The sequence below is a fragment of the Hyphomonas sp. genome, assembly GCF_041398465.1.
In the GTDB taxonomy this organism is placed as follows: Bacteria; Pseudomonadota; Alphaproteobacteria; order Caulobacterales; family Hyphomonadaceae; genus Hyphomonas.
Map to the genome: position 1 here is coordinate 45,314 of NZ_JAWKUS010000003.1, position 18,711 is coordinate 64,024.

The 18,711-nt window shown below is 63.3% G+C and carries 20 protein-coding genes; 16 read left to right on the top strand and 4 right to left on the bottom strand.

All coding sequences use genetic code 11. The features are described from left to right. The first annotated feature begins 49 nt into the window (after positions 1-49). The 9 genes from R3C98_RS10695 to sigJ all read left to right on the top strand — a co-directional run bounded on the left by R3C98_RS10695 (position 50) and on the right by sigJ (position 7,690). Positions 50-649 (top strand): murein L,D-transpeptidase catalytic domain-containing protein, encoded by a 600-nt coding sequence (locus R3C98_RS10695; RefSeq protein WP_371314076.1) that lies wholly within the window; start codon positions 50-52, stop codon positions 647-649. 69 nt (positions 650-718) lie between these two features. Beyond that, positions 719-1,507 (top strand): hypothetical protein, encoded by a 789-nt coding sequence (locus R3C98_RS10700; protein WP_371314077.1) that lies wholly within the window; start codon positions 719-721, stop codon positions 1,505-1,507. Beyond that, complete coding sequence (locus R3C98_RS10705) at positions 1,504-2,292, top strand: hypothetical protein (protein ID WP_371314078.1); 789 nt, start codon at positions 1,504-1,506, stop codon at positions 2,290-2,292. The genes R3C98_RS10700 and R3C98_RS10705 overlap by 4 nt, the downstream gene beginning before the upstream one ends. Beyond that, positions 2,289-3,005, top strand: coding sequence for a hypothetical protein (locus R3C98_RS10710; RefSeq protein ID WP_371314079.1), 717 nt, complete (start codon positions 2,289-2,291; stop codon positions 3,003-3,005). Before R3C98_RS10705 ends, R3C98_RS10710 begins: the two co-directional genes overlap by 4 nt. Further along, the gene (locus R3C98_RS10715) at positions 2,995-3,483 is read left to right on the top strand and encodes a hypothetical protein (protein WP_371314080.1); all 489 of its coding nucleotides are present in this window, start codon (positions 2,995-2,997) and stop codon (positions 3,481-3,483) included. Before R3C98_RS10710 ends, R3C98_RS10715 begins: the two co-directional genes overlap by 11 nt. 496 nt (positions 3,484-3,979) lie before the next feature. Next, entirely contained in the window at positions 3,980-5,848 is a 1,869-nt protein-coding gene (locus R3C98_RS10720; RefSeq protein ID WP_371314081.1) for an ATP-binding cassette domain-containing protein, read from the top strand. 56 nt (positions 5,849-5,904) lie between these two features. Further along, positions 5,905-6,291 carry a hypothetical protein gene (locus tag R3C98_RS10725; RefSeq protein ID WP_371314082.1) on the top strand — a complete coding sequence of 129 codons (387 nt, stop codon included), beginning with the start codon at positions 5,905-5,907 and terminating at the stop codon, positions 6,289-6,291. After that, positions 6,288-6,824 (top strand): hypothetical protein, encoded by a 537-nt coding sequence (locus R3C98_RS10730; RefSeq protein ID WP_371314083.1) that lies wholly within the window; start codon positions 6,288-6,290, stop codon positions 6,822-6,824. The genes R3C98_RS10725 and R3C98_RS10730 overlap by 4 nt, the downstream gene beginning before the upstream one ends. Then, a complete protein-coding gene (sigJ, locus tag R3C98_RS10735) occupies positions 6,821-7,690 on the top strand; it encodes an RNA polymerase sigma factor SigJ (protein ID WP_371314084.1) in 870 nt (289 codons plus the stop codon). The genes R3C98_RS10730 and sigJ overlap by 4 nt, the downstream gene beginning before the upstream one ends. On the opposite strand, the gene R3C98_RS10740 is transcribed toward sigJ, so the two are convergent. Then, entirely contained in the window at positions 7,687-8,322 is a 636-nt protein-coding gene (locus R3C98_RS10740) for a TetR/AcrR family transcriptional regulator (protein WP_371314085.1), read from the bottom strand. The two genes, sigJ and R3C98_RS10740, sit on opposite strands and share 4 nt — an antisense overlap. Positions 8,323-8,521: 199 nt before the next feature. Between R3C98_RS10740 and R3C98_RS10745 the strand changes: the two genes are divergently transcribed. The 3 genes from R3C98_RS10745 to R3C98_RS10755 are packed head-to-tail and all read left to right on the top strand — an operon-like array spanning position 8,522 to position 10,918. Then, positions 8,522-9,055, top strand: a complete 534-nt coding sequence (locus tag R3C98_RS10745) for a cupin domain-containing protein (RefSeq protein ID WP_371314086.1) — start codon at positions 8,522-8,524, stop codon at positions 9,053-9,055. 15 nt (positions 9,056-9,070) lie between these two features. After that, positions 9,071-9,856, top strand: coding sequence for an SDR family NAD(P)-dependent oxidoreductase (locus R3C98_RS10750; RefSeq protein WP_371314087.1), 786 nt, complete (start codon positions 9,071-9,073; stop codon positions 9,854-9,856). Further along, positions 9,857-10,918 carry a zinc-binding dehydrogenase gene (locus tag R3C98_RS10755; protein ID WP_371314088.1) on the top strand — a complete coding sequence of 354 codons (1,062 nt, stop codon included), beginning with the start codon at positions 9,857-9,859 and terminating at the stop codon, positions 10,916-10,918. A gap of 194 nt (positions 10,919-11,112) precedes the next feature. Here R3C98_RS10755 and R3C98_RS10760 read toward each other — a convergent pair whose 3' ends face one another. Further along, a complete protein-coding gene (locus tag R3C98_RS10760; protein ID WP_371314089.1) occupies positions 11,113-12,570 on the bottom strand; it encodes an amidohydrolase family protein in 1,458 nt (485 codons plus the stop codon). Between the two features lie 40 nt (positions 12,571-12,610). Continuing rightward, a complete protein-coding gene (gene purD, locus R3C98_RS10765) occupies positions 12,611-13,906 on the bottom strand; it encodes a phosphoribosylamine--glycine ligase (RefSeq protein ID WP_371314090.1) in 1,296 nt (431 codons plus the stop codon). A 42-nt stretch (positions 13,907-13,948) separates the two neighbouring features. Here purD and R3C98_RS10770 point away from each other — a divergent pair, with 42 nt between their 5' ends. Continuing rightward, positions 13,949-14,362: a hypothetical protein gene (locus tag R3C98_RS10770; protein WP_371314091.1), complete on the top strand. Its 414-nt coding sequence runs from the start codon at positions 13,949-13,951 to the stop codon at positions 14,360-14,362. Here the strand turns inward: R3C98_RS10770 and R3C98_RS10775 are convergent. After that, a complete protein-coding gene (locus R3C98_RS10775; RefSeq protein WP_371314092.1) occupies positions 14,359-15,555 on the bottom strand; it encodes a hypothetical protein in 1,197 nt (398 codons plus the stop codon). The genes R3C98_RS10770 and R3C98_RS10775 overlap by 4 nt on opposite strands. A gap of 320 nt (positions 15,556-15,875) precedes the next feature. Here R3C98_RS10775 and R3C98_RS10780 point away from each other — a divergent pair, with 320 nt between their 5' ends. The 3 genes from R3C98_RS10780 (at position 15,876) to R3C98_RS10790 (ending at position 18,693) form a co-directional block, all read left to right on the top strand. Continuing rightward, the gene (locus R3C98_RS10780; protein ID WP_371314093.1) at positions 15,876-16,493 is read left to right on the top strand and encodes a hypothetical protein; all 618 of its coding nucleotides are present in this window, start codon (positions 15,876-15,878) and stop codon (positions 16,491-16,493) included. 126 nt (positions 16,494-16,619) lie between these two features. Further along, a complete protein-coding gene (gene xseA / locus R3C98_RS10785) occupies positions 16,620-18,023 on the top strand; it encodes an exodeoxyribonuclease VII large subunit (RefSeq protein WP_371314094.1) in 1,404 nt (467 codons plus the stop codon). A 241-nt stretch (positions 18,024-18,264) separates the two neighbouring features. Beyond that, positions 18,265-18,693, top strand: a complete 429-nt coding sequence (locus tag R3C98_RS10790; RefSeq protein ID WP_371314095.1) for a hypothetical protein — start codon at positions 18,265-18,267, stop codon at positions 18,691-18,693. Positions 18,694-18,711: the final 18 nt, after the last annotated feature.

An 18,711-nucleotide genomic window follows, 5' to 3' on the forward strand; every position in this document is an offset into this window, starting at 1 on the left:
CGGCAAAAGCGGCACAACTTGCTGCACCTGTAAGGAGTGAAAAGGCACCATGAGACGTTTTCTGGCCTTCGCCGGCGTGAGTCTCGCAGCCCTTTGCCTGACCGCCATGCCCGCCGCAGCGATTCCCGTCGATCCGCAGGGCCTGATCCGCCCGGAACTGCTGGGCCAGGCGCTCGCTTCGCTGAAAGCGCATGGCGACACCGCGGACCAGACCCATCTCGTCATCGTGGACTATGCCCGCCGGTCCAGCGAGAAACGCGCCTATCTCGTCAATCTGGAAACAGGCCTCGTGGAAGACATGTTCCGCGCAGCGCACGGCTCCGGCTCCGACCGGGACCATGACGGCTATCTCGACCAATTCTCGGACGTGCCCGGCTCCTCGGCGAGTCCGGAGGGCGCTTACCTCCTCGCAGAGGAATATGTGGGGAAGCATGGCCGCTCGCTCCGCCTCGACGGCCTCGACCCGACGAATGCCAATGCCCGCGCCCGGGCCATCGTCATCCACGCCGCCGACTATGCCGAACCATCCTTCCTGCAGAAGTGGGGCAAGCTCGGCCGCTCGAACGGCTGCATCGTCTTCTCGCAGACAGACCTCGCCACCTTCCTGAAGGATGTGCCGAGGGGCACGCTGGTCTTCGTCGGCCGGTAATAAGCCGGGCCATATTGCGTTTGTAATCGGTTTCGCCCCGCACTAGGCTTCCACCCGAGGGGGATGGGAATGCTACTGCGCCGTTTCACCGAGCACGTCAAAGCCCAGAACTGGACCGCCGTTGCGCTCGACTTCGTCATCGTCGTGCTCGGCGTCTTCATCGGCATCCAGGTCTCGAACTGGAACGCGGCCAATGGTGAGCGGCGGGCGCTTGACCGCTATATGGAGGCTGTGGCGTCCGACATCAGGTCCGACATTGTTGAACTGACCCGCGTCGAAACGGAGGCTCAGCAGCGCGTGACTGCAGCAGCCTATGTGCTCCGCAAGGCAGGCGCTCCTGACCTGAACGATGTCTTGTCATTCGCTCCCGCCAACCCAACGGCAAATGACATGTTTGCCGGATCAGAAAACTTTCTGATTCCAGATCAGGAAGCCCTTCCGGATGCCGACCGCAACCGCCTGTGGGCACTGATTGTCAGCGGCTATCTCTATGACACCAATCGCACGGCCTTCGATGCCCTCATAAGCTCTGGCAACATAGACCTGATCGATGATCCGGAGCTTATGCAGCTTCTTCGCGAATACTATTACCTCGTGAACGGGCTGGAGCAGACTCAATCGCGATCGCTCGCCCCAATGCGCCTTCGCGCCATTGACGCGGGAATCGCCCATGGCATGTCATCGGACGGCATTGTTGACGAAACAGAGCTGACAGATCTCGTGAAGAGCGATCCCTCAATCCGCGCGACCATCGCGGTTGCCCGCGAAAACGCGGCCCTGCACCTGCTGCTCGCACGGCTGACAAGGCAAAAGGCTGAGGACGTGCTTCAGGCACTCAGCGAGAAAGGATGGGAATGATCCTCCGCCGCATCACCGATGCCTTCCGCAAGCAGGACTGGTTCACGGTCGGCATCGAAACGCTGATCGTCGTGCTCGGCGTGTTTCTCGGCCTGCAGGTGAACAACTGGAACGAGGCGCGGAGGGATCGGATCGAGGCAGAGTCCTCGCGTGAAAGGCTAATCGCCGATTTGCGCACTGATCTTGATGCCTTCGCGGTTCGCCGTCAGTGGTACGAGGAAGTTGTGGCAGCCGCCCTGCGCGTTGATGGCGCCCTGCGGTCCGATCCGCCCGAAACTGCCGAAGAGACGTGGCGGTTTGTCCTCGACAGCTGGATCGCCGGCGGCGAATGGCCGTTCGCACCTTCGGCGCAGATCTACAAGGAACTTCAGAATGCTGGCGATCTGGATCTCATCGCCAGCGGATCGATGCAACGACGGTTGCGCGACTATTACGAAGACGCTGCCCGAGAGATTGAAATATCACTGACATTCAGATCCGCCTATGGCGACCTGGCGCGCCAGTTAATCGAAGGCCGCGTCGGTATGCACATCTCTGACTGTCTGTCAGCGGCCAGTTTCGAGCCCAGCCTGCCGGGTACAAACCCCACGACATTTTACGAAGACTGTCCGCCGCCAGAGGATTTTGCGCTCGTTATGCGTTCAGCCGCGAGCCTTCAGGAATCGGCAGCGCTCCGGTCCCATCTGAACGCGCGTCTAAGCAATCTTTCGGGGCTCCAGTCATTGCTTGAATACCTTGCTCGTCAGGCGGCATCTCTGGAGTCTGATCTGGAGACCACAGGATGATCCTCCAGCGCCTCGCCTCCTCCATCCGAAAACAGGACTGGTTCACCGTCTTCATCGAGACCCTGATTGTCGTGCTTGGCGTTTTCCTCGGTCTGCAGGTCAACAACTGGAACGAAGCGCGGGCCGCCGAAGCCCGGAAGGCTGAAATCGTCGAGGCGCTCGTGACCGACCTGAAGGACGCAACCAATGTGATGGAACAAGCCGCCATTCCGGCCATCGAAGCCGGTCTTGCCGACTGGGAAGCCGCATTCCAGCGGGGAGAAACCCCTGCCCCCTATTATTTCCGGATGGATGGCTCCGACATACCGCCCAATACATGGAGCGTGCTGCAACAGATGGACATCATCGGCCTGTTCGATCCGGTCACCATCTTCGACCTCAACATGTATTATTCGGAAATGGATGGGGTGGGCCGCAAATACATTCGCTATGTGACTTTCGTCGAAGACGACATCCTGCCGTACGAAGCAGGCGATCCGGGGTACTTCTACACGGATGATGGCACAGCCCTGAAACCGCAATTCCGCGCCAGCATGGATCGCCTACGCGAATGGCGGGGCGAAATGAGCCGGCTCGGCCGCTGGGCGAACTGCCTCGCGGATCGGCTGGATGCCGGAACACATCCGGAAATGTCCTGCTTGCGCGCGGACCCATCCATCTCGGCGGAGTCCCTGCTGGCACTGCCTCAACCGGAGACCCCACATGACCCTTGAGCAGATTGCCTATATCGCCCAGATCGCCGGTGTGGTTGTCGTTGCTGCGACCCTGATCTTCCTGACCATACAGGTCCGTCAGGGCACCGTCCTGCTGCGCTCGGACTCGCGGCAGACACAGCTCGCGAACGACCAGACTGGCGTCTACAAATTTGTAGAATTTCCGGAACTCGGCCGGATCATGTCTCAAGTCGAGACGCCGAGTTTCGAGGAGAAGACCAAGGCGATCTTCTGGATGATCGGCCAGATGCGTGCGCGGGAATATGAGTGGCTGCAATACAAGTCCGGCGCGATGGACAAGGAGTCGTGGGAAACCTATCGCGGTGTGATCTTTTTCGTGCTCGGCACGGAACGCGGTCGCGCGATGTGGGCACTCACCTCCGGCTATTTCAACAGCGGTTTCACCGCCATGGTCGAGGAGATGATCCGCGACGTTCCACCCATCGAATACTGGGACGATCTGCAAGAGATCAAATAGGCGGCGGCCTGCTACACCTTCAGATTAAACTTCCGACACGTTTCAGATCTCAGCGACGGAAACCGTGGCGTGCCGCGTTTGAACTGTATGCGGTTCGCCGCAACCGGTCCCGTTCGCTGTTGAATCCTCCCTGAAACGACACAGCGAACCGCCCGCCATGCAGTCTTCCTTACCCCCTGAGCCCCGAGCAGACTGCGTGGCGGGCACCTCCCTTTTTCGGGCTCTTTTCCGGCCTCGATTCCTTACCGGAATTTCACCTCTCACGAACGCGTGAACCCCATGGAAACGCCCCCCGTTTCTCCCATATGAAGAGCACGAGAGAGGTTCCGTTCGAAACGTTTCTTCCCCCTGGAAACCGAACGGCGAACAGCCCGCCATGCCTGGTCCTGCCCCCCGGACCATTAGGTATGGCGGGCGCTTTTTTCCTGCACCGCCCGCATTCGCGGAGTTCACGACCGGCCTTGCTTTCACCACTGGCCCGGTTACACACCCGCGCATGCTCACCATCACGAACCTCGATTTTCAGGTCGAAGCCCGGCCGCTGTTCGAATCTGCCTCGGCGCAGATCTCGTCCGGCTGGAAGGTGGGCCTTGTCGGACGCAATGGCACCGGCAAGTCGACCCTGCTGCGCCTGATCCGGGAAGATATCGAGCATCCTACAAATGATGCCGCGATCCGGCTGAACACCGGCGCCCGGCTTGGCTGGGTCGCGCAGGAAGTCGCCCCCACGGACGAGACCGTCCTCGATGTCGTCCTCGCTGCGGATACCGAGCGTCACGCTCTCATGCAGGAAGCCGAGACGGCCACCGATCCAAACCGGATCGGCGAGATCCATGAGCGCCTGATGGACATCGATGCCTGGTCTGCGGAAGCACGCGCCGCAGAAGTTCTGCACGGGCTCGGCTTTTCGGACGCTGACCTCTCCCGCGCCACGAAGGAATTCTCTGGCGGCTGGCGCATGCGCGCGGCGATCGCGGGCGTGCTGTTTTCGCAGCCAGACCTCCTGCTCCTGGACGAGCCGACCAACTATCTGGACCTTGAAGGCGCTTCGTGGCTCGAAGGCTATATCAAAAAGTATCCGCACACGGTCCTTATCGTCAGCCACGACCGGGAAATGCTGAACCGCTGCGTGACCCACACGATGGCGCTGGAGCACAAGAAGCTGTCCATCACGCCCGGCGGCTATGACGACTGGCTGAAACTGCGCGCGGCCAAGATTGCCCAGCTGGAATCCCAGCAGGCGAAACAGGCCAAGGAACGCGCCCACTTGCAGAGCTTCGTCGACCGCTTCCGCGCCAAGGCTTCCAAGGCCCGCCAGGCGCAATCCCGCATCAAGATGCTGGAGAAGATGCAGCACATCTCCATCCCTGTTGCAGACCGCACAACGCCCTTCCACTTCCCACCGCCGGCCGACAAGCTGGCGCCGCCCATGCTGGAGCTGAAGGATGCCGACCTTGGCTATGGCGAAGGCGCGCGCATCCTGTCGAGAGTGAATTTGCGCCTCGACCCGGACGACCGGATCGCCATTGTCGGGGCCAACGGCCAGGGCAAGACGACGCTGGTGAAATCCATCGCCGAGCGCCTGCCCCTGATGGAAGGCAAGCGCGTGACGCCAAAGGCCGTGCGGATCGGCTATTTCTCTCAGGACCAGCTCGACGAGCTTTCCGAAGGCGACAGTGTGCTGGACCATGTCCGGCGCCTTTTGCCGCCAGACACGCCGCCTGCAAAAGTGCGCGCAGCGGCCGCTGCCATGGGCTTTTCGGCAGAAAAAGTCGAGACGAAGGTCGAGAAGCTTTCCGGCGGCGAGAAAGTGCGCCTGCTGCTGGGCCTGATGTCCCACAGCGCGCCGCATATCCTGATCCTCGACGAACCGACGTCCCACCTCGACATCGACAGCCGCGAGGCGCTGATCTACGCGTTGAACGATTTCCCCGGCGCGGTCCTGCTGATCACGCACGACGTCTACCTCGCTGAAGCGACGGCAGACCGGCTGTGGCTGGTGAAGGACGGCCGCGCCACGACCTATGATGGCGACCTCGAAGACTACCGCGCCCTCGTCATGAAGGCGGACCGCGCCGAAGCGAAAGAAGCGAAGCCCAAACAGGCCGCCGCGCGAAAGCCCACCGCCTCGCCAGAAGACAAGAAACGCCTCTCCGCCCTGAAGAAACAGGCGCGCGAAGCCGAGGAGCGGATGGAAAAGGCCAATGCCGCCATCGCGAAGATCGACGCGAAACTCGCCGAAGGCACCCCGCCGCCCGAAGAGCTCGAAAAGCTCCTGAAAACCCGCGCCAACCACGCCGAAACCGCCGAGAAAGCCGAACACGCCTGGCTCGAAGCCGCCGAAGCGCTGGAAGCCGCGACCTAGAGCCTGTCACAAAACCAGGCACTGTCTCGTCATGTCCCCGAAACAGGAGACATGACATGTGGAGACCGATCCTTCTGCTGATTGCAGCAGTCCATTTCGCCAATGCGCTGATGATGTGGTTCGCGCCGCACACCTGGTACGAGACCGTACCCGGCGTTGCGATGATGGGCCCGTTCAACCTGCACTTCGTGCGGGACATCGCCCTTGTCTTCGGGATGAGCGCCGGGGCGCTGGCTTACGGCACTCTGAAATATGATCGCACCGCCGCCATCTGCGGCGCAGTCTGGCCAGCGCTGCATGCGCTCTTCCACATCTGGATCTGGTTTGCGCGCGGTGTGCCGCTTGATCAGATCGCCTTCGCAAATCTCATCGGCATCCAGACCCCAGCCTGGCTGGCCCTGGCCGCTGCCCTCAATTTCACACGCAAGGAGATCAGGACATGATCCGTCAATTCCTTCATTCACAGATCCGCAAATTCGGCCACCAGTTCCGCTATGACGTGACATACATGCACGAAATCGCCGATGTCTCGCCGGGCGCCGCCTACACGCTGTCGAAACTGCCGAACTTCTACAAATATCGCGGGCCGGAGGCGGGCCTGCCGGTCTGGACTGGCGCGTTGCTGGCGTCCACGCTGGAAGGCGATTGCGGCCCGTGTGCCCAACTGGTCGTGGACATGGCACTGGCGAATGGCGCCGATGCGGACGCCTTGCAGGCTTGCGCGGAAGGACGCCCGAACGATGCCGGCACCATGGGGCTGGGCTTCCGCTTTGCCTGCGCCGCCATTGCAGGGGACATTGTCGCCGACGATTTGCGCCGCGAGATCGAAGCCGAATTCGGCAAGAAAGCCGCCATCTCCTGCGCGTTCGCCGCCGCGTCGGGCCGTATCTATCCGGTGCTGAAACGCGGCATTGGTCATGGGCAGGCCTGCCAGAGGCTGGACTTTGGCGGCAAGGTCGTGAAGCTCGCCGCATGAACGCCGACACTGCCCTGTTCGAAGCCGAACGCCCGGCCCTGACGGCCCTGTGTTACCGCATGCTGGGCGAACGCGCGGGCGCCGAGGATGCAGTGCAGGATACCTGGCTGCGCTGGGAACGGGCCGATCATGACGCGATCGAAAACCCGCAAGCCTGGCTTCGCCGCACGGCCACCCGCATCGCCATTGACGCCCTGCGCTCCGCCCGCGCGCGGCGGGAAACCTATCCCGGTCCATGGCTGCCGGAACCTCTGGTCGAGAGCGAAAGCCTCGGAATCGAGGACCGTTTTGCGCTGGCGCAGGAATGCGAACTCGCCCTTCTCTGGGCCATGGAGCGTCTGTCGGAAACGGAACGCGCCGCCTTTATCCTGCGCGAAGCGTTCGATGCCGGATATGACGAGATTTCCGCCGTAACGGGCAAGTCCGAAGCGGCGTGCCGCCAGCTGGTCAGCCGCGCCCACCGGCGCCTGCAGGAGAGCGGCCCGCGGTTCGACGCCCCGCCGGCGGAAGTGGCCGACCTGCTACAGCGTTTCATGGCCGCCGCTAGTGCACTGGACCATGACGCCGCGCTCAGCCTGTTTTCCAAGGACGCCGTCGCCTACACCGATGGCGGCAAGAAGGTGCGCGCAGCGCTCCGTCCACTGATCGGGCCAGAGGACATCACACATGTGCTGATGGCTGTCATGGCGAAAGCGGCAAAGGAGACATCCGAGTGGTCCGTCGAACCAGCGCTCGCCAATGGCGGCCCGGCCATTGTCCGGCGGCTCGATGGAAAAGTGGACCTGATCCTGACGCTCGCCCCTTCAACGGATGGCCGCATCGCCTGGCTCTACGCCATGCGCAATCCGGACAAGTTGCCGGGTTAAGCCTTGTCCGACAGCATCCGATCGCAGAACGCGTCATGGGTGGAACGGATTTCCTCCAGCGCGTGGTGGATGATCTGCCGGTCCGGATCGAACATGAGTTCCAGCGTCATGCCGCGCAGGGACAGGATCAGCATGCGCGTGTGGACCACCAGTGCATCCACGTCATTCACACCTGCTTCTTCGCCGCGGCGCCGCGTTTCGGCATCGAGTTCGATCTCGATTTCCTTCGTCACCCGGCCCAGCATGCCTGCCAGTTCGGTATCCCAGCGCGCCGCCAGCAGCACTTCGGTCACGGCGACCGACCGGGGCAGCCTTTGGGTTTCCCAATAGACGTCACACAATCTGCGCAGGCGCTCGACCGGGTCAGCGATACGCGCAAATCGGGCACTGGTGTCGGCCATCATGGCCCGCATCGCGGTCTCGATGGTCGCGGTCATCAGGTCCAGCCGGGTCGGGAACTGGTTCAGGACGGAACCGCGGCTGATCCCGGCCTTTGACATGACCGCCTCAATTGAGGTGCCCGCATAACCGCGTTCATTGAGGCAATCGATGCAGGCTTCGATTAGCTGCCGTCGGGTTTCCTCGCCGCGGCGCGTGCGCCTGCGGCCTGAACCCTCTTTCGTTTCGGTCATTCCGTTTGCTGCTTCCTGCCCTGCCCGGCGCCGATAATGGGCAGAGGCCCGCGCGCGTCAACCGGACTCGCCTAATACTAGTCAATGTTGACTATTTCGTTTTTGACGCTAGCGTGATCCAAGCAGGAAGACATGGGCCAGAGCCCGGCACCTGTATGACCGGCCGCCCTCCACCGCGGCCTCTGGGAGGAATTGAGACATGAGCGATGCACCCGTCACCGAAAAGCCAGCCGCAACCGGCTACCAGATTTTCCGCACATCCGAAGCGCCCTCGCTGGACGAGACGGCGCACATGGAAGTGGCGGACATGACCCCTGATCTCGAAGCGGGCATCGGCACCGCGCTGGAAGCGGGCTTTGCCGAGGGCAATGTGGTCAAGACCCTGTTCTCCCAACCCGGCTTCAGCCTGACCTATGCATGGTTCAAGAGCGGCTTCCCGCTCCCTCTGCATACGCACAATGCCGACTGTCTCTATTATATCGTCGCTGGCAGCCTCCAACTGGGCACCGATACGCTGGGCCCAGGCGACGGTTTCTTTCTGGGTGCGGGTAAGGCCTACCGGTACACGCCCGGCCCTGACGGCGTGGAAGTCCTTGAGTTCCGCACCCAGGAAAACTTCGACATCAAGTTCCTCGCGAAGACGCTGCCGGCCTGGCAGAAGATTTCGGGAGTCATTTCCGAGCGCCGCTCCGCATGGGCAGACGAGTCTCCTCCCAGCTCAGTCCTGTCCTGACGGAGTGGCCATCGGATGACAAAAAGATTTGAAGACAAGGTCGCCATCATCACCGGCGCCGCCTCCGGCATCGGTGCGGCAACGGCAAGGTTGATGGCAGGTGAAGGCGCAAAAGTCGTGCTCGCCGACATCTCCGAGGACGCAGCAAATGCCCTTGCTGCTGAGCTTGGTCCGGATGCCCTGGCGGTGACCTGCGACGTTTCGAAAGAGGCTGATGTTGGCGCCCTTATCAAGGCAGCGATCGAAGCGCATGGACGGATCGACATCCTGTTCAACAATGCCGGGATCGGCAGTTTTGCGAACACAGTGGAATTGCCGCCGGACCAGTGGGAACAGGTCATCGCGGTGGACCTGCACAGTGTCTACTATGCCTGCCACCATGCCATTCCTCATATGCCGCGTGGCAGCGCCATCGTGAACACAGCCTCCATTTCCGGCCTGGGCGGGGACTACCGGTTTGCCGCATACAACGCCGCCAAAGGCGCGGTGATCAACTATACGAAGGCGCTCGCCATCGACCATGCACGCGACGGCATTCGCGTGAATGCGCTATGCCCGGGCCTGGTTGAAACGCCGATCACCGCCGGCATGAACGAGATGCCTGGCCTGCCGCAGGAATGGCACAAGCGCATCCCGATGGGCCGCGGTGCCCAGCCGGAAGAGATGGCGAAAGTTGTCGCTTTCCTCGCTTCGGATGACGCCTCCTACATGACCGGCTCCATCGTCGTAGCGGATGGTGGCACCACCGCACACACAGGCCAGCCCGAGGTTGCCCTGTTCGCCGGACTGCCAGAGGCCTAGATGCGCGCGCTCACCCTGCAGGGCAAATCCTTCCACGTGACGGACCTGCCTGATCCGTCCCCCGCGGCTGGCCAGCTTCTGGTCCAGCCCCTATTCAACGGTATCTGCGGCAGCGACCTCAGCCTGCGCAAGCAAATGGCGGAACTTGCCGATGCCACACCGCCAGAAGCGCAACACCAGTTGCCCATCATCGTTCCCGGTCATGAATTCTCGGCCCGGGTCGTCGGCATCGCTCCGGGCACGGAGACATCGCTCAAGGTCGGCGACCGGGTGACCGGCCTGCCCTTCACGCATAGCCATGACGGCCCGGCCTGTGTCGGCCTCTCCCCCTTCCACAGCGGCGGCCTCGCCACGCTGTCCTGTATCGACGCGACACGCACCTTCCGCGTGCCGGACGGTATTCCCGACGACCTGGCCGCGCTGACCGAGCCACTCTCCGTCGGCCTGCACGCCGTGAACCTCGCGAACCGCAATGACGGACCGAATATGGTGATCGGCTGCGGCCCTGTCGGCCTTGCCGTGATCCTGGCGCTCAAGATCGCCGGGCGCGGGCCCATCCTCGCCGCGGATTTCTCAGCCGAGCGCCGCGCTGTCGCCGCCAGCCTTGGTGCCGACATCGTGCTCGACCCGGCAACCGACAGCCCGTACGAACGCTGGAGCGACCTTGGCCACGAACCGGCGCTGATGTCACCGCTACTGGAACGGGACTTCCGCGGCCAGCCGCATGGGCTGAACATTTTCGAATGCACCGGCGCTCCCGGCGTGATGGGACAGATCATCCAGACTGCTCCGGCGCATGCGCACATCGTCGTGGTCGGCGTGTGCCCGCATGAAGAGAAGATCACGCCGCTGGAGGGGATCACGCGCGAACTCACGCTGGAGTTCAGCTTCGCCTACCGGCCGGAAGAATTCAGCACCGCGCTGCACCTTATCGAAGCCCACACCGATCAGGCAGCGCGTCTGATCACCAGTCACCAGCCGCTGGCCAGTACCGAGGCAGCTTTCGACGCGCTCGCCAAAGATCCTCACGAAATCAAGATTCTCATCGACCCGAACGCCTGAGGCTGCGGCGGCCATAAGAAATTTGTGAGCCAGAAGAAATTTTCGCGATGGATTCAGGCCGGTGATGCGTTCAACGAACAGGATGCCATACCGGCGTCCTGCGTTTTGCCCGTCGCATTTCCCAAATCGCCCCGCGGCGGGCAAACCGCCATTCTGGACCGCACATCCATGGACTGGCGGCGCCGCCTGACTTCCTACTCGCCCGCGAGCGCACTCACATCGACGCCATATTCGGCCAGCCCGCCAAATACATTGGCCATTGTCCGCTCGACATTCTGCACCGCTGAAGCCTGACGCAACTTGTCCAGCGCCGCGCGGTCCAGCCATGCGCCGCGAAAGACGAGGCCAGCCGGCTCCGTGGCGCATGCGATATCTGCCAGCGGGTTACAGGGCAGCAGGACGAGATCAGCCGCACAACCGGACGCGACGCAGCCGTCTTCCCCCGCCGTACCCAATACGACGGATGGCGCATAGGTGGCCGCGCGGAGCGCCTGGTATGGCGACAGGCCAGCGCCCGCCAGCAGGACCAGTTCCTCTCCCAGCGACTTGCCGGGAATGTTGGTGAAGATGCCCGCATCCGTACCGGCCAGAAGCGTCACGCCTTCCTGCTGGAAGATGTCGGCCACGCGGGCATAGAACGCAGCGTCATCCGCCACCGGCGCCGGATCGTGCCCGGCCCAGTATGCGAAGTTCGGCGCTTCGGTCTGCTGTTCGACCGCGTTCAGCAGTTCCGTTCCCGGACGGCTTGTCGCGGCACCCTCCGTTTCCGCCACCAGCAGCAGGTTGCGGTGCGCCAGAAGCGTCGCCGTCACCGGCACGCCTTGAGCCGCGATCTTGCGGGCTAGGTCCCGCGCCGCGGCCTCATCATGGCGATTCCGCAGGCCGTGCCAGACGATGGATTCAATGTGCTCGATGGACTCGAAATCATCGGCCAGCACTTCCTCGAAACCGATATCGAACGGCTTTTCGTCCGGCATGCCGTCTTCGCGCACGCCTTCCGGCGAATGGCCAGTGACAGGCATGCCGCGCGCGGTAGCCTCTTCGATGATCGCCTCATAGGCCGGGCGGGTCAGGTTGGAGTAGACTTTGATGCGCTGGAAACCGGCCTCAACCTGCCAGTCGATGGCGGCCCGCGCCTCCTCGGCTGTGACGACCATCTGGTGGTTGATCTGCGCGTTCGGGCCGGGGCTATTGAGGATCGGCCCGGTGGTGACGAGGTGCGGCCCCATTACCTCGCCCATCTCGATCCGCTCTGCCAGCGGCAGATGGAACGGCAGGCCAGACATGTTGCGCACCCGCGTCACGCCCCAGGAGAGATAAGCGCCAAGCTCTGCCTCATCCCAGATGTGGACATGCATGTCGGTCAGGCCCGGCACCAGCGTCTGCCCGGCGCCATCCACCACTTCCTGCGCAGAGAGACCATCAGCGGTATCGCTTACGGTCAAGATCTTCCCGTCCTTTACCAGCACGAAGGCGTTTTCACGGATCGCGGGCGTTTCCCGCTCGAACCCAATGGTGCGCACATCTCGGATCAGGAGGTCACCATCGCGCCGGTCCGGTTGCGGCATCGGCTGTGGCAGCTGATCCATCGCGCAGGCCGACAGGGATCCCAGGGCAAGCACCGCCCCGAACCGTTTCAGGCAGAGTTTCACTCGTGTCTCCAATTCAACGCTGACCCGTCTCAGCCAAGGTTCAGCCGCGTTCCAGCGCGCGCCAACCGATGTCGCGGCGGCAGAAGCCTTCCGGCCAGTCGATGATGTCCACCCCGGCATAAGCCCGGTCGATCGCTTCGCGCAGCGTGCTTCCGCTGGCCGTCACGTTCAGCACGCGCCCGCCATTCGACGTCAGCATGCCCAGATCGTTGCGATCGGTCCCGGCATGGAAGACATGCACGCCAGGCAGATCGTTCGCCTTGCCGACATGCTTGATGACCGATCCCTTCTCGACGGAACCCGGATAGCCGGTCATCGCCATCACGATCGTGGCGGACGGCTCGAACTGGTCCAGTTCCAGCAGCGCCTCGAAGGCTTCTTCATTGCCATTCAGGCCGCCGGTCGCCGAAGCGAGCAGCGCCGGGACAATGTCGCCCTTCAGGCCCTTCATCAGCACCTGGCATTCCGGGTCGCCGAAGCGGGCGTTGAACTCCACCACTTTCGGGCCCTCGGCCGTTACCATGATGCCGATATAGAGCACGCCCTGATACGGCATGCCGTCCTTCGCCATGCCCTTCAGCATCGGCTCGGCAATCTCGCGTTTGACCCGCGTCATGATCTCGTCAGTGACGACCGGCGCCGGGGCATAGGCGCCCATGCCGCCCGTGTTCGGTCCGGTATCGCCATCGCCCACGCGCTTGTGGTCCTGCGCGGCAGGCAGGTAGATCGCGCCCTCGCCATCGGTGATCACGAAGACGCTTGCTTCCTCGCCATGCATGAACTCCTCGATCACCAGTGTCGCGGAGGCATCGCCGAAACGTCCGCCCAGCATTTCATCCACCGCCGCGTCGGCATCGTCCAGCGTTTCGGCGATCACCACACCCTTGCCGCCTGCCAGCCCGTCGGCCTTCAGCACGTAAGGTGCCTGCATTTTGCGCAAAAAGGCTTTTGCGAGCCCAGGTTCCGTGAATTCGCCATAAGCCGCCGTCGGCACGCCATAGGCTGACATCCGGCCCTTGGAAAAAGATTTTGATGCTTCGAGCTGTGCGGCTTCCTGGCTCGGTCCGAAGACATCGAATCCGCGCGCCCGCAGCACATCCGCCAGCCCCTCTGCCAGCGGCGCCTCAGGCCCCACGACAACAAGGTCCGGTTCCACCTGAAGTGTAAGTTTTACAAGGTTTTCGATGTCCGTGGCGCTGACGTCGAAGCACGGGCCGATCTCGTCCATGCCCGGATTGCCCGGCGTCGAATGCACGACGTCCACGAGCGGCGACTGGGCCATTTTCCAGGCCAGCGCATGCTCGCGGCCACCCGATCCAATGAGAAGAATATTCATGAAGCGCTTGATGCTCGGCTCTGCGTCTGAGATCAAGTAGGTATGAACGGACTAAAAGACATGAGCGGCCTGTGGAGCGGAGAGTTCCGGTACGATGCCAATGGCGAGTGCGTGAGCTTCACGGCGATGCTGACCGAAATCGACAGCAGGCTGTGCGGCACAACGCTGGAACCGGTGACGTTTGGCCCGATGCTGGGCTATGAGCCGGAATATGACGCGACCATCCGGGGCGACCGGTGCGGCCAGCATGTCCTGTTCTCGAAACGGTATCGGGCTGCGACCGGGATCATCCAGCCCGACCTGATCTATTGCGGCGCGGTGGATGCATCCTTCTCCCTGTTCACAGGGCGCTGGTCCTTCTCGGAAGACGCCCGCATCTCCGGCACCTTCTCGCTCAGCCGCGTCGCCACCAGCAGGGCCGCCTCGCTCGCCGTCCAGCTCGCCGCGGGCGCCTAAGTCGCCCCGGCCGGCATATCCAGCCGGCTGCCGCCAATCGGCCGAGCGCCCGCATCCGCCCCGCGCGGCGCCGCCTTGCACAGCCACATCATGTAAGCCAGGTCGAACGCGATCTTCATCACCACGATCAGCAACGAAACGAGGATGCCGTAGTAGGCAATCGAGATGTCCATATCGCCTGTCGCCGCCAGCGCCTGAGGCAGGCCGAAGATCGACATCGTGTAGAAGCCGAGCGCGACCGCGGCCATCGCCTTCCACGCCTCCAGGTCGAGCCAGTTCACCGTCTCCCCGCTCATCGCATCCGGCTGCAGCAACCCTATCGCCAAGGATGGCGCAACGATCAGGACAAGGATGGACAACAGCGCCAGCGACAGGGAGAAGCCCGTCGCCGCCACATGCACCCAGCGGCTCCAGCCCGCATCTTCCAGCCGCTTGCCATAGACGCAAAACGCCATCGGGAACAGGATCAGGTGAATCAGCAGAGTCACCGGCCCCAGCAGGAACGAACCGAAGCGGACAATCGACAACGCCGTGAAGCCGCGCACGAAGTCTTCCGGTCCGATACGCCCGGCCGGATTGAACAGGATATCGCCAAGGCTTGCCTTCCCGCCGGCCCGCAAGGCGCGGACTTCATAGGGCCGCGGTACTTCATAAGGCCGCGGCGCCTCCTGAGGCCGAGGCGCGATCGCCTCTGCCCGGCGCGGGGCCTGCCGCGGCCGCAACACCGCCAGTACGATCAACAGCGCGCCCGATCCGAACGCCATCGCAGCGGCCTTGATCAGCACCATCTGCATTGCCGCCTTACCGAATAGGATACGGAACTCCGCATGCATCTCTGCCGTGCTGTGCAGCTGCTGCCCGATCTCCGCAACCCGGGCCTTCAGCGCCGCCGTGTCCGGACCCCAGGCATTGGTCAGCACGCCTTCGAACAGGCCCGCCGCAAGCGCATACACACCGAACAGCCCCAGCGTGGCCAGTATGCCCTTGTTCAGCGGCCGTGCCGCCGACGAGACGACATACCAGGTCGGCCACGCGGTCAGCGCTGCCGCAACGGCGAAACTGATCACATAGAGAACGGGAAACAGGGCCGCCGCCGCCGCGAACACAATCAGCTTTACCAGCAACAGCAGGCACAGCCGTGCGGCAACACCGGATAGACCGGGCTGTCGCGGATTTCCGGATTGAGCAGTCATTCTGGCGTCTCCCTCTGCGGAAACAGTATTGCTCTCATGGGTTGATATTTCCCGTGACCACCGGTGCAATCCGGCGGGCCATCTTCACCGCTTGGAAAGTACCTTGCCGCTGATGGCGCCCATCTTGTTTGCAATCGCTCACTTATACGTGCAGGCAGGAACGGCCAAACCCGCCTTCAAATCGGGCGGGAATGTCCAAGGACGCCCTGGCCCGTTTTCGTTGGACGGGACCGGGTCTATCCGCCACCCTTTTCCTTTGATTGCGACACAGCCTGCCGCGTCTATCCAACCGGAAGGCCGCGCTGGGCAAGCTTGCGGGTATGAGCTTTCCAGTCCCTGCCCGCATGCACAGCCTGATCTCGCATTGGTGGTCCACCGTGCAGAGCGCTGTCGCCGACATGCTGGCGCGCTATGCTCCGGTCCGTGACGCAACAGAGCAAGCCGCGCCCCTGCGGTTGTCGCATGCCGAAGCGTGGGCCGTGCGGACCGCCATCGGCATCTTCGAGGCGCTTGTCCGCCGCATGCTGGTCGTCATGTGCGCGGAGTACGGCCCCATGGCAGCGCTGCCGGAGGGCGCAAAGCTCCTGTTCCGTATCGATGAATGCCCGCCCGTGCCCGTTATCCGGCGCGCACCTGCGGCTGATCCGGACTATTTCCTGAAAGCCCCTTCCGCCGGGGTACCGGCAGCCGACCGGCCCGCGGACGGTCTCGTCTCCGCCGCGCCGCTCCTGAAGCGCCTCGTCGCGCTCGCTGACGTGTTCGAGAATGGAGACCTCTACCTTCTGGCCATGAGCGCGCGGCTGCATGCCCCGCTGAAGCCCCTTCTGGCGCCCCAGCCCAAAGCCTTCACCGATCCGGCCCTGTCGCCGGAGCAGGCAGGCAACATGCAGCACCTGCACGAGGTCGCGCTGGACGCGCAGAGCCACGACTCCTCCTGACGCCGTAGCGGCAATCTGAATTCCCCGCTCCCTCACGCCTGTGACGGGAGGCGAAGGCGCTGGCCCCTTTGCTCCCCCTTGCCCCCGCCTCTTGCTCTGGCCCGCAACCGCGTCCAGAAAAGGGCCATGTCAGATACGCCCGCCTCCAATGATCCCGCCCTCAGCGTCTCCGATCTCGCCGCCAGCCTGAAGCGGACGATCGAGACCAATTACGACCACGTCGTCGTGCGCGGAGAATTGGGCCGGGTCACCATCGCCCGCTCGGGCCACATGTATTGCGACCTGAAGGACGACAAGGCCGTACTGAATACGGTGATGTGGAAAGGCCAGGTCGACCGGCTGCCGTTCCGCCCCGAGGAAGGCCTGGAAGTCATCGCGACGGGCAAGCTGTCGATCTATGCCGGCCGTTCAAACTATCAGATGATCGCCGCGTCCATGCGCCCTGCCGGGGCCGGGGCGCTGATGGCCCTGCTGGAAGAGCGCAAGAAAAAACTCGCTGCCGAAGGCCTCTTCGCGGCGGAACACAAGAAGCAGCTGCCTTTCCTTCCGCGGACCATCGGCGTGGTGACCAGCCCCACCGGCGCCGTCATCCGCGATATCCTGCACCGTATCCGCGACCGGTTCCCAGTCCGTGTGATCGTCTGGCCAGCCCTCGTCCAGGGCGACAGCGCCGCGGCTCAGATCACGGCCGGCATCAAGGGCTTCAACGCCATGACCGGCGAAGATCGACCGGACGTGTTGATCGTCGCCCGCGGCGGCGGCTCGATTGAGGACCTCTGGCCTTTCAATGAAGAGATCGTTGTCCGCGCGGCCTTCGAGAGCGAGATTCCGCTGATCTCCGCCGTCGGCCACGAGACGGACACGACGCTGATCGACTATGTCTCCGACGCCCGCGCGCCGACGCCGACTGGCGCCGCCGAGATCGCCGTGCCGGTGCGCCAGGAACTGCTGCTGCAAACCGGTGAAGCCGGGGAGCGCCTGAAGCGCGCCCTCTCCCGCCGGACCGGACAAGCGAAGGACAAGCTCTCCGCCGCCCGCCTGCCGCGCCCCGAAACCCTGCTGCAGACCAAGCGCCAGCGGCTGGATTATGCCGCCGCGACCCTGCCGCGCGCGGCCCTCGCCCTGACGCAGAAAGCGCGCGTCCGCCTCTCGCGCCTGACCATCAGCCCGGCCAGCCTGCGCAGTGAAATCCGCACTTCCAAACAGCGCCTGCGCGATGTCGCCGTGCGCGCCCGGCCCGCGCTGAACCGCCTGATGCAGCAGCGCGAAACCGCGCTCGCCAGCCAGGGCAAGCTGCTGGAGACTTTGTCCTACCAGTCGACGCTGAAGCGCGGTTATGCCCTTGTCCGCGACGATGCAGGCAAGCTTGTCCGCTCCGCCGGGCCGGCCGCCAGCGCTGCCAGCCTGAAGATCAGTTTCGCAGATGGGGACATCACCGCCGTACCTGGCGGATCTTCCGGCCCATCCCCAGCGCCTGCCTCGAAACCAGCCAGGGCCAAACCAAAAGGCCAGCAAGGCTCGCTTTTCTAGGGCGCTTCCGCCTACGGATAAATAAGGACTTGCAATCGAAAGCCGGAATCGTTACCCCGCCCACATGCACAAACACGCGCCCACCACCCAACAACAGACCCGGCTCATCCAGCCGGCGCGTGCTTGTGCCTGGCGACTGCCTGACTGACCCACACGTCCGACAGGTATTCGACCCAACAAGCCCCGCCAACCCGGCGGGGCTTTTGTTTTGGTCCCGCCAGAATAATGAAGGAACTGGAAGATGAGTTTTGAGACCGATGACGACATCGCGGAAGTGCTGGAAGGCTTCCGCGGCCGCACCTTGCCGAAGGAAAAATGGACCCATGCCGCACACTGGGCCGCTGCCCTCGGCCTGATTGCAGAAGATGCGGCAGCCGCCCATCGCGATATGCCCGGCATGATCCGCGCCTATAATGAATCCGTAGGCGGCAGGAACACGGACGCCGAAGGCTATCACGAGACGATCACCATCGCTTCGCTGAAAGCGGCCGAACATGCATGGCGCTCGGCGCCGGAGGGTGCCGCGCTGCACACGGTCCTGTCCGGTCTGCTGGCCGGCCCCTGCGGAAAGCCGGACTGGATTTTTGAGTATTGGCACCGCGACACGCTGTTCAGCGTGCAAGCCCGGCGAACGTGGGTCGACCCGGACATTCGCGCTCTGCCCTATTAGAGCAGGTACAAATGGCTG

Coding starts and splice junctions, on each gene's coding strand:
- R3C98_RS10790 (WP_371314095.1), top strand. CDS start 18,265: ATGAGTTTTGAGACCGATGACGACATCGCGGAAGTGCTGGAAGGCTTC.
- R3C98_RS10725 (WP_371314082.1), top strand. CDS start 5,905: ATGTGGAGACCGATCCTTCTGCTGATTGCAGCAGTCCATTTCGCCAAT.
- R3C98_RS10715 (WP_371314080.1), top strand. CDS start 2,995: ATGACCCTTGAGCAGATTGCCTATATCGCCCAGATCGCCGGTGTGGTT.
- R3C98_RS10730 (WP_371314083.1), top strand. CDS start 6,288: ATGATCCGTCAATTCCTTCATTCACAGATCCGCAAATTCGGCCACCAG.
- R3C98_RS10740 (WP_371314085.1), bottom strand. CDS start 8,322: ATGACCGAAACGAAAGAGGGTTCAGGCCGCAGGCGCACGCGCCGCGGC.
- R3C98_RS10705 (WP_371314078.1), top strand. CDS start 1,504: ATGATCCTCCGCCGCATCACCGATGCCTTCCGCAAGCAGGACTGGTTC.
- R3C98_RS10700 (WP_371314077.1), top strand. CDS start 719: ATGCTACTGCGCCGTTTCACCGAGCACGTCAAAGCCCAGAACTGGACC.
- sigJ (WP_371314084.1), top strand. CDS start 6,821: ATGAACGCCGACACTGCCCTGTTCGAAGCCGAACGCCCGGCCCTGACG.
- R3C98_RS10720 (WP_371314081.1), top strand. CDS start 3,980: ATGCTCACCATCACGAACCTCGATTTTCAGGTCGAAGCCCGGCCGCTG.
- R3C98_RS10770 (WP_371314091.1), top strand. CDS start 13,949: ATGAACGGACTAAAAGACATGAGCGGCCTGTGGAGCGGAGAGTTCCGG.
- R3C98_RS10695 (WP_371314076.1), top strand. CDS start 50: ATGAGACGTTTTCTGGCCTTCGCCGGCGTGAGTCTCGCAGCCCTTTGC.
- R3C98_RS10750 (WP_371314087.1), top strand. CDS start 9,071: ATGACAAAAAGATTTGAAGACAAGGTCGCCATCATCACCGGCGCCGCC.
- R3C98_RS10755 (WP_371314088.1), top strand. CDS start 9,857: ATGCGCGCGCTCACCCTGCAGGGCAAATCCTTCCACGTGACGGACCTG.
- R3C98_RS10710 (WP_371314079.1), top strand. CDS start 2,289: ATGATCCTCCAGCGCCTCGCCTCCTCCATCCGAAAACAGGACTGGTTC.
- purD (WP_371314090.1), bottom strand. CDS start 13,906: ATGAATATTCTTCTCATTGGATCGGGTGGCCGCGAGCATGCGCTGGCC.
- R3C98_RS10745 (WP_371314086.1), top strand. CDS start 8,522: ATGAGCGATGCACCCGTCACCGAAAAGCCAGCCGCAACCGGCTACCAG.
- xseA (WP_371314094.1), top strand. CDS start 16,620: ATGTCAGATACGCCCGCCTCCAATGATCCCGCCCTCAGCGTCTCCGAT.
- R3C98_RS10775 (WP_371314092.1), bottom strand. CDS start 15,555: ATGACTGCTCAATCCGGAAATCCGCGACAGCCCGGTCTATCCGGTGTT.
- R3C98_RS10780 (WP_371314093.1), top strand. CDS start 15,876: ATGAGCTTTCCAGTCCCTGCCCGCATGCACAGCCTGATCTCGCATTGG.